Annotated in this window: 1 protein-coding gene; it reads left to right on the top strand. The window is 32.8% G+C overall.

Annotated elements, in window-relative coordinates; translation table 4 throughout:
- Positions 1 to 50 precede the first annotated feature (50 nt).
- A complete protein-coding gene (locus MDIS_RS02705; RefSeq protein ID WP_044635530.1) occupies positions 51 to 11,663 on the top strand; it encodes a DUF1410 domain-containing protein in 11,613 nt (3,870 codons plus the stop codon).
- The last annotated feature ends 25 nt before the right edge of the window (positions 11,664 to 11,688 follow it).

Below are 11,688 nucleotides of genomic sequence, written 5' to 3'. Positions count from 1 at the left end.
AACAAAATAATGAAATTTCATAAATTTTTCACTAATTTAGGAGATCAATTATGAAAAATGAAGCTAATTCTAACCAAAACAGCAAAACTCTTAACAGTCATTTAACAAAAAAACTACTTGCCGCCGGCGGTTTTGTCACCGGTGCCATTGTTTCTTTATCACCTTATCTTGCAAAAATAATCTCGCCGAAAACGATTTATCTCACCGATTTTGTCGCTAATAACATCACGGCAAACTCGGGAGAATTTAGTTTCAAACTCCAAGGGAAAAATCAAGCCGATACTGCCTGGACCAAAAAAGCCGACCTCGAACTTGTCTATATTAGCAAAAATTCGCGTTATCAAGTTAAAACTAAAGTCGAATATGATGAAAAAACCAACAGTTTTTCCACTTTTGCTGATAATTTAGTCGGCGGTTCGATTTATGAAGTTCAGTTAGTTGCTGCTAATAATCCAAGATATTATTTCAGTTTTACAAACAGTTCACAATTTTTTTCGACAAAAAACCAGGTCGAAAAATTTAGTCATTATGATATCGAAAATGATACAATTTTGAATCTTAACTTATTTGATTCACAGAATTTATTACAATCTGCGAATTTAATTCTCTATTATAAAGAAGTTGGTACTGATAAAATTCTGACTGCAAAGGGGCAATTTAGCAGCCAAACTGAAGAAAAACAGGCAAGTTTTGTGCTGCGAAGTCTTAAAAAGACAGCAAAATACGAAGTTGTTGCAATCAAGTATCATTTTGACGATCCAGACCAAACTTTTGATCTCGAAATTTCTCCACTTGCTAGTCGTTTTTTTGCCACTAGTCCGCTTGGGGGGAAAATCGTTAATTTAAGTCAAAAATCTTACGGTCTCAATTCGGCGCTAGTCGAAATTTCGCTTGCACTTAATAATCAAAAAGTCAAACTGGAAAAAAACGAGAAAATTAACCTTGAATATTACTGAAAAGACGAATCTGGCGCTCACCAATTCGGGGTTGCCAACGATGTCAGTCTCGTTTTTGATGCTAATAACAAAATTTATGCCAATCTTGATTTAAAGCAAATTCCTGGAGGGGCGAAGTTTTGAATTTCGCGAATCTGGAATAATTCCGGAACACTGGCGATCAAAGTCGAAAATAAACTTTCGTTTATTTCAGCACCCGAAATTGCCCGCATTAAAACTTTCGTTGATGGCAATAACACTTCCAGTTTTGATGTTAAATTCAACGATCAGTCGTTACTTTTAAACGGAAAAGACGTTAAAATCAACTTTTTTGCCGATGACAGACCAACAAAAATGCTCTCAGCAATCGGTCAAGTTGTCGGAAATAAACTGTTTTCGTTTGCAAAAAACTTAGAAAAAGAGAAACATTTTACAATTTCTTCACTCGAAATTGTTAATAAAGCAACTAATTTTGACGAAAGTGGTCAACAGCAAACTAGCACAATTTTCTTTTCACAAAATTTTGACCAAAAAGAGAAAAAATTCTTTACCCACGCAACGAGCGCGCAAGTTGAATCGATTACAACTGATAAAATTAGCGAAGATTCTACGCGAATTAGCGTGGTTTTAGACTCAGTTGATGATTTTATTAAAGACAAAATTGCCACTTTGTACTTTAGAGTTGCTGGATCGAATAGTTTAATCAAATCTGAGGCTCAAGCTTTTAAAATCAACGGCAATAAATTAGTACTCACCTGAGATCTCATCAATTTAGAGCCAGGGACAAATTATTTAATTGACTCAATCGGGATCGCCGATGCAAATCAGCAATTTGTTAATAAATTATACCTAAATTTTGGCGCTAATATTGGTGCTGAAAAGCTAAACTGGACGACAAAACCAGCGGTTTCTTCGATTAGTTATATCCCCAGAAGTGAGAACTCAGTTGCACTAAATATTGCAATTAAAAATATTCTTGAGCCATTAAAAACAGCGAAAATTAAGTATACTGAGCTGAAACCAGGCGGACAAACTAGAACAATTCAAGCTCAAATTGAGAATAATTCCATTATTTCCAATTTGTTAGTTGAAAATCTGGAAAAAGGTCTAGATTATCGTATTGATTCAATTGAAATTGATGGTTATAAATCATCAAAAGGTGAAGCTGATATTCTCAAAGTTTCAAAAACAATTACGCCCGCACAGCGAATTTTTGGAGTTCATGCGCCTTTGGTGGTAACTAAAATTCAAAATGAAAAAGAAGAACAAACCTCTGCAAAATTAAAAGTCGAATTTACCCCTGAAACCATCAAAGCAATCGGAAATAATAAGGTAAAAGTTTATTATTCACTTGCGGGGTCTTCAAAACTTTTAAGCGCTGAGGCGAGTTTAGGAACGCAACAACCACAAAACAACCAAAGTCTCACTTTTGACCTAAACGGTCTCGAAATTGGTTCAAAATATAACATTAATTCCGTTGTTTTAGTTCGTGAAATTCAACCTTTATTGCCAAATCAGCAAACAATTACCACTGAAAGAAATATTTTATTTGGGGATGCAAGTCATCAATTTCAACCAAGTCAGTCATCATTTTTCACAAAAAGCGCCGTAATTGAAGTCGGTTATGATAATTCTTACGAGCAAAGAGTGATTGCAACTTTTACACTCGCGGATGCCAAAGGTGATTTTTTAGGGAAAACTGCGAAGTTAAAATATACACTTAAAAAGAAAAATGGGGATGAAAAACAGGCAGAATCTGCTCAGAAAAAAGAAGGTGAAATCACCGCGCCCGTTGTTGGCGCAAGAATTCGTTTCGATATTACCGACCTTTATAAACAAGGTTTATACGAAATCGATAAAAATTCACTTGAAATTGTGGATGGAACAACCGCTGTTGCTGCCCCTGCTACTGCCGCAGTTCAGACTTCAAGTCGCGTTCGGCGTGAAGTTAGTCAGTTTCAAGTCCAACAGAATCAAGCAAAAATTATTCCTTTCAAAGAAAACTTGCTTGATTCTACTGAAAAATCACAGTTTTCAACTATTCCAAAAACGGCAAATGTTACAAGTTTGACTTTAAAAAAGAGAACAAAAAACACTGCCGAATTCGAAATTGAATTCGGAAAAGAGTTTTCAAAAACTGCCGAAGTTGTACAAAGCGCGGAAAAACTTGACGATTTTCTTAATACCCAAAAATTAAAAGTTCGCTTTAAAAAATACGGTGGTGAAGAACAAGTCCAAGAAGTTCAAGCCACAAAAAATGTCGAAACCCAAAAAACAACTTTCAACCTTACAGGTCTCGAAAACGGTCAGCAATACGTAATTCTTGGTTTTGAACAGGTTAAAGAAGAAAATTCAGAAAAACCTGAAGTAAAAATCAATCTTGATGATCTTGATTTTTACAAAGATCAAGTAATTGCGACATCTGCAGTTATTAAAAAATTAGAAGTCGATACTTCTGTCGAAACCCAAGCAAAAGTTCATCTCGAGCTCAAAGATGGCGGAAGATATACTGCTGGGAAAAAAGTGACTGTTGAACTTGAGAAAGTTGATGGAACTGGCGGGGGAGCACAACAAGTTGGACAAAGTTCAACTTTTAAACAAGAAGCAACTTCACTTAACGGAATTTATGATTTTACCTTCTTAAATTTAGAAAAAGTTGCAAAATATAAAATAAAATCAGTAAAATTTGAAAAAGATCCCGAAATTCAACCTCAAGCTTCACAAGCACAAGCACAAACTCAGGCAGCAAATCTTGTACTTTCACGAAGCAAACGTTCTTTAGTTGATCCAAATATTCAGCAATTTAAAGCGGTTTTTGTTAATGTTCAAACTGCTTTAACAAATGAAGAAGAAATTGATCTTCTTGAAAATCAAGAATCAGAATTAGAACCTAAAAAAACCTTTGTAACTAGTGCTCAAAGTGCAAAAGTTATTAAAATTGATCACGAAAGCAAAAACACTACAGGCCTTACAATCAAATTAACCTTAGATAAAATTGATGATTATTTGGGAAGTAAGCAAATAACCTTAACTTACAAAAATTTAAGTCAAAATAAAACCCAATCAACTAAAGATGCAACTGTAAATGAAAGAGACAAAACAATTTCTTTCGCTCTAACCGGACTCAACCCTGGTGATCGTTATGAAATTGAATCACTTCAGTTAAAAGATGAAACTACTGACGTTAGAAACGAAAAACAACTTAAAAAATCAGAATTTAAGTTCGAATTTGACAAATCACCTACCACACAAGCAGGATTTGAGAAGCAATTTTTCTCGCCAACCCCAAATCTTGCTGAAATTAAACCAGAATCAACTTCTGAAACTTCGGCTAGAATTACGGTCAAATTAAATGATAATGCTGCAAACTGAAACTCTAAATTTTTACAGATTAAGCTAAAGTCAAAAAGCGGTCTTCCCCCAACTCCGCCAGGTCAAAATCACATTTATACTAGTCAAATCGCTAACGGACTTGCTGTTTTTGAGATAAGCGGTCTTCAAAAAGCGGGTTCATATGAAATTGAAGAGATGAAAGTTCAAGATAACTTGACTCAACAAGGCGATCAAATTCAGGGCGGAATAAAAGTTGATGGTTTTGACCAAAACTCACCTAAAAATAATGATAAAATCAACAAAACCTTCGAACTCGATGCGGAATCAGCAACGATTACCGATATTTCTTATAAATCCGATAATTATTCCGCCGATGTCACTGTCAAATTTGATACAACAGAAACTTTTTTAACAAAAGAATCTAATGGTAAAAGAAGAAAATTAAAATTCTACTTTAAAAATAGTCAAACCGGCGAAGAAGTTACAACTGAAAAAGAATTTGAAAATCAACAATCTCAATTACCTCAGGTTCAACAGCCAGAATTAACTCTTAATTTAGGTGGTCAAGCGGCTACAACTGGGGTCGGCGCTGGTCAAAACAGTCCTTTAAAAGCAGGAAGTCTTTATTTATTAACTAAAGTTGAGGATATAACTGATGAAGGCGGACCTAAAAAACTTAAAACCTTTAAATTTGAAAAAGATAGTGTAAGTGGACAATCTCAAGTACAACAAGCCCAAACTCCCGAAGTGCTTTCAAAACTCTTTTTTGCAACAAAACCAGAAATTATTGCCTATTCAATTGAGAAAAAAGATGAAACAACTTACGTTGCTAATTTCGACATTGCTGATCCTTTAGCGGGAAGAGATATCGAAAAAGGTGGATTTGAAGGTAGAGATGTAAAGGTTAAACTTGAAAGAGTTTTTGATCCTGATGGTAAACAAGCGAAAAACAATTTTAAACCTTTAGAAATAGAAGTTCAAGCAAAAGTTGAAAAATCAAAAATAAGTTTCGAAATTAAAAGTGATCTTGAAAAAAATGCTACTTATAAATTAAAAAGTGTTGAATGGGCTGATAAGGATAAAACCGGCGGAAACAAATTAGATCCAACAATAAAAGAAAACGCAACTAGTTCAAAAGGTCTGGGTCAAAATTTCTCCAATTTTGCCATTAAAAAACTTGATGGTCAAACCAATTCCAACATCGAAGGAAATGTTGCTGGAAATGATCGCAAAAAATTTGGCGAAAATTTCATCATCCAACCTGAATCAGCGAAAGTAATTAAAATTGATAAGGAAGACAAAAAAGATAATTCAGCAACAATTACGCTAACTTTCGATGAAAAAGATAAATATTTAGAGCATCCTGATTATAAAGATAAGTTAAAACTTGTTTATTATCAAGTTGGCGATCCTCAAGAAAAGGAAGTTAGGTTGAACTTTGAACAAAATGGCGCTGGAACTGGTGTCAAATTTAAAGCCGATATAACAGGACTTTCTGGTGGAAACGGCTACCGAATTGTTGGAATTAAAAATGAAGGAACTGGTGCACAAAGATCTCGCCGCCGTAGATCGGCTGATTCTGGAGCCGGAAAAACCATCAATTTTTACTTTGATGACCAACAAGTTCAAGAAGATAGCAAAAAATTTGCCACTTTACCAATAATTAATTCAATTTTGCAGTTCAGAAATGATAAAAATCCAGAAGATTATGATTTTCTTTTAACCTTAAAAGATACCGGAGATGTTTTTAAAGATAAAACAAATATCAAAGCTAAAATTCAGTATAAAAAAGTTGTTGATGGGAATCAAGCAAAAGCGACTATTGAGGAAGTAGTAGCAGAATTACAAAAAGTTGGACAAAGTGGAACTTCTAGCCAAAATGAGAAAAAATCTGATGAAGAAAATCTTGAAAAAAGTACCACTTTTAAATTTACACTAACGGGACTTGATATTTTTGCCCAATATTATATTGAAAATATTGCTTATGATAGCAATAGCAGTACTGATAATGTTCTAAATAAAGCAAAAAATCCTGCTCAAGTTACAAACTCCGAAAATTCCGGACTTTTTAAATTCTCTGATGATGCCGAGAAAAAACGGGCATTCGTGACTTTTCCCGATAAAGTTGAAATTAAAAAAGTTGATATTAAACCTGATTTTAGACAAAATACTGCCAAAGTTGAACTCACTTTTGATGAAAAATATAAACCTTTTTTAGAAGTTTATAATAAATTTACAATTGCCTATAAAAATCCAAAAGGAATCACGCAAGAAGTTCAAGTTGATAAGGATAATTTTGTATCCAATCCAGATTTGAGCAGCGGTGAACCTAAAGTCGAAGTTACAATTAATAACATTTCTGAACCAGGTCAGTACATAATTGACAGCCTTAAATTTGCCGATGAAAAATCACAGCAAATTAAAGCAATTTCTAATTTAGAATTACCGCCAGTGGCGATTAAAGAAACAATCAGTATAAATGAGAGAAGTTTTTATACTAATACCAAAATTATTGCAATTCGGAAAAAACAAATTGGCGAAAGACACGCACTGATTGAATTTGTCCTTGATGATCCGAATGGATCTTTTATTGGTAAAAAAGTAAGTGGAACTTTTATTCCAACTCCTAAAACTAATGCAACTCAAGATAAAGTTGATACAACAACTATTGTTGCCGATGAGATCGGAAAAACTTCTAAAGCTGTCTTTAATTTAAAAAATTTATTTAAAAATACTGAATATACAATTTCAAAATTAGAATTTGATGAAACACAAACTCAACAAACAGGTGCGGGTCAAAGTCAATTTGCGGAAAAACGAGAATTAGAATATGATGATTCAAAAGTTCTTGAAGAAGCTAAAAAAGAACCAGCTTCTACGCAACAATTTAATAATGCTGCTGATGTTAAAAAATTTACTACTACTTTTGAAACCGCAACCGCGCTTGGAATTACTTATCAATTAGATCAACAACAACAAACCGCTACACCTTGAAAAAAGGCAAAAGTTAGGGTATTTTTTGCAAAAGACGACAAACCACTTAAAGATAAACAAACTAAATTAAAACTTATTTATCAATCATCCAAAAACGGGATTTCAACTACATCTGAGAGAGAAGTTCAAGCACAATTAATTTCAACAGGTGCTACAACATCGTCACAAGGTCAATGACAAAACAGCCAACCTGATGGGGCAACTTATTTTTACGAATTTGAGCTTGATAACTTAGATGCAGGGGCAAAATATACCGTAATTGGTCTTGAAGATCAAAGTTTAGACCAAAAAGTAAAAATCATTGTCCCTAATAGTTCTTTGGCGGCCGCAGTTCCTGTAAATGTTGCTGCAACTGCAACTTCACAACCTTCATTTAATTTTAACACCGCGCCATTGATTACTAAACTTGCTTATGTCCCTAGTGAAAATTCAATTAAGCTAATTTTTGATGTGGAAAATTCACAAAAATTAACTTTTGAAAATTCAAGAATGACAATTAAGTATAAAAAGTTGAAAAACAAAACTAATCAATATGGTTGAGAAGATCCAACACAACCTGAACCAGGGGATCAAACTAAAAATTCTCTTAGTGTTAGTGCAAAAAATATCACTAACGAACAAATTTTAGGGACTACTTCACCCGATACAGATTCAGTAATTACAAGACTTGAAGTTGATCTAAACGGATTAGATAAAGGTCAATGATATTTAATTGACGAAGTTAGTCTAACTGATGTTCCAGGACAGACTGGTGAGTTTAAACTTTTTATCGATAAAACAAAAATGGAGAATCTAGCAAATAAAAATTCAACTAATCAATCAGAAAAATGACAAACAATTGTAAATACTTCAATTGAAAGTGCAACGATTTCCAATGTTAAGACTTCCACAACAGAAACAATAGAAGTTATGGAAAAAGGTGTAAAAACATCAAAAAACTCCCCAGAACTCCGAGAAGGTTATTTTGAAGTTGAATTTGCAAAAGAGGACATAAATTTTCTAAAAGATAATTACAATATTCAATTAGAATTAGAATCAGTAGATCATAAACTTTTTTACACAAAAACTTCAGAAATTATATCTACTAATTCGGGAGTCGGAAATGATACTCTAAAAGTTGTTATCAAAGCCGAAGGATTAATTCCGGGAGATAAGTATATTATCAAAAATTACATATTTACTTTAAAAAAAGGGAAGACTAGTCAGTGGTCAGTAAATCTACCTAATAATTTAGTTGCAAAACCCCAAAAAACAGATTATGAGTTATTAACGAAAAATGCAATTAAGTCAATTAAATATGAAGCAATTCGAGAAGGTCAAACTGATATTACGGTTGAATTATTTAATAATAACGGTTCTCTAAATCAAAAAGAGTTAACATTGAATGGGGAAATGAACAAACAATTCGGGAACAAATATACAAATCCCGATTGAGATAATGATAATAAAAAAGGACTCATTGTTTCAGCGAAACAAACTGTAAATATTACGAATGGAAAATCTAATAATATAATTAAATTTAGTGTAACTGAAAATCTTAAAAAAGCAAAACAATATATAGTAAAAAAAATTGAATATGAAGGTAAACAATTAGATTTCGATCAATCAATTGATAATGAATATTCATTGCAGCGACTTTTTTACTCACAAGCTGATAATGTTAAACTAGTTAGCACAAAAATATCGAATGTAACTTATGATTCAGCAAATATTACACTTAAATTCGATGATGATGACGCGTTTTTAAAAGATGATCAAATTACTTTATATTTAGAGAATACAGTTAACGGAAAAGTTGAAAAATCAATTGGATCCACGACAGAGATTACTACTACACATCAATTCTCAAAGAGCCAACTTGAAGCCACTTTTAACTTTCAGAATATTCTTAAACCCGGGACAAAATATACAATTAAAGCACTTACATCAAAAACAGTAAATCTAACTGTTGACCAAACTAACAAATCATCCAATGTTGATCTTGCCATTGGTTGAAAAACGAAACAAGCTTCACCGCCACAGTCTTCCAGTGTCAATCTTGAATTTATAACAAAACCTTTAATTACTAATATTATAACAACTCCTGAAGACACTAACGCTAAAATTAAACTAGTAGGTTGGACAAAAGATTTAACCGATGCTGGCCTTCAGCCAAGTCTCACTATCAATGAAAAGGAAGGTTCAAGAACTGAAAAAAGTGGGATAAAAGAAAATTTAACACAGTCAAATGATGATTCACAAACATTTATTGTTAATAGCCTTACCAAATTTACCGAGTACAATAATATCACTTTAAAAATTAAAGGTGGAACTGGTAATGTTGCTTCTGTTAGCTCTGAACAAGAAGTCGATTTTGCTCCCGAAATTGCCACTGGTGCAAAACAAAATTTACGCGAATTTAGAACTACTGCAAAAGATTTGTTATTGAAATCTAGTGATCCTGTTAAAATTGTACCAATCTCTACAAGTGCTACTAATATCGAAATTGAACTTCAACCCCAAGATGCCAAATCGATTGCTGCAATTCCGTTTGTTTTAAAGTACAAGAAGGCTTGACCAAATTTTCGGGTTGGCGAAAATTCTAAAGTAGAAATTTCGCAACCTGTATTAATCAATACTCAAACAAATAAATTAATATTTAATATTACTAATCTAGAACCAGGTGTTGTCTATAGTGTTGAAGGACTAGAAACGTATGATAAAAAAATCATTGAAAGTCATAAAGTTAGGGATGAAATTTTAAAAATACAAGATAATCTTTTGAAATTATTAGAATCAGTAGCTACTTTTCCTGTCAAAATACAAACTCAACCAAAAAAAATATATTTTGCCCCTTTAAATGTTCCTGTAAGATTGATAACCGGTTGGACAATACCACTTCGATATGATTATTACGAAGGTGAAGAAGTTTATATTAAGTTTAATGATGAATCTGCAACTGCAATAACTGAAAATTGATTACGTCAAAATTTAAAAATTAAATTAAATCCACATAAAACAAATATTGCAGCTCAATCATTTAACAATGAAAAAAATTTTAATAATAATATCAGTTATTCGAAAACGAGAAATGAGGGTGATTACCCTAGTGAACTTGAAATTTCTGATGTTAAATGAGATCCGGAAAATGTAACTGCTAGATTAAAAATTTGACCAAAATCGCTAAAGTCAATAATAGGTGCGACATTAACTGTAACAATAAAAAATACTAAAGATTATCCAAAAAATCCTACTGAAACATATAATTCAGTTAACCAAACGACATTGTCAGAACAATCAATCACTTTTTCAACAACAGTACAAGCAGCAATAGTAGCCCCAATTAACGTTGATTATATGAACCCTGGTCTTATGGGTTTTACATATGCTATTTACGACCCACAAAGATTAATTCAACCAACCGGATCTAAATATAACCCGTTTGGTTCATTCCCCCATTTAACCCCTTATAATGAGCAAGATTGATTAAAAGTTGTTCTAAATGAAGGAAAAGATCTTACAACGGAGAATAAACCACTCGATCCACCAGATCAAACAATTTTTAATTCAAATAATCCTGGTTCTAGTCCCGAAGAACTTAAAATCCCCGATCCACCTATTGCGATTCAAACTTCGCAGGATAATGATAACATTTCTTATTTAACTTTATACTGAAGAATAAATTCTAATACTTACAATTTTATTATACCGAGTGAATTTTCTAGTGGAAAAAGATTATGATTCCCAAATGGTGGGTTTGTTTCGCTACCAATTTCGTTACAATTTAAGTCAAAAACTGCTAATGCATTAGGTTCAATGTATTCTTTTGTCGTTAAATCATCTTATGCGCCCAAAGGGTTTGTGCTTCCAATGTTTAATTCAGATAATCCAGGTGAAGCAGTTTCAGTAGTTACCCAAGGTGCAAAAATGCTTGTAAATATGCAATTTGGTAATAATTTAGAATTACTACCTCGGATTAACAAAAGCCCAAAAAACATATCAAATGTTTTTTGGGCTTCGCCAAACCTTGATGAATGAACTACAAATGAAAATGAATTGGAAAGACTTTATCGTTTAAACCGAACTGCACCACAATGATGGGGGGATGATAAAAGAGTTATACCTACCGGGCGTGATGGTGCAGGTGGAACCAGATATGTAGGGACAAATATTAGAATTAGATATGTAAGTTTTAAAAACCCGATTGATAATACACAACAAACTTTGAAAACTCGTCCAGGTTTGTTTCAGTGAGATTGAAATACACAAAGATTTAATTCATGAGCATATAGAAAAAAATCTACCGAGACTATGTGATATACTTCCTTAACTCACGGTATAAGTAATTATCCTATTATGTATGATCCTTTAAAGTATTATGATTTCTTTAAACCCACATATCCACCAAAACTTCCTGATTAATTAGAACTTTTTTTTAATAAAGTAG

Origin of the sequence: Mesomycoplasma dispar, from assembly GCF_000941075.1 — a bacterium.
Lineage (GTDB): Bacteria > Bacillota_I > Bacilli_A > Mycoplasmatales > Metamycoplasmataceae > Mesomycoplasma > Mesomycoplasma dispar.
This window is presented reverse-complemented; position numbering and strand designations above follow the sequence as displayed.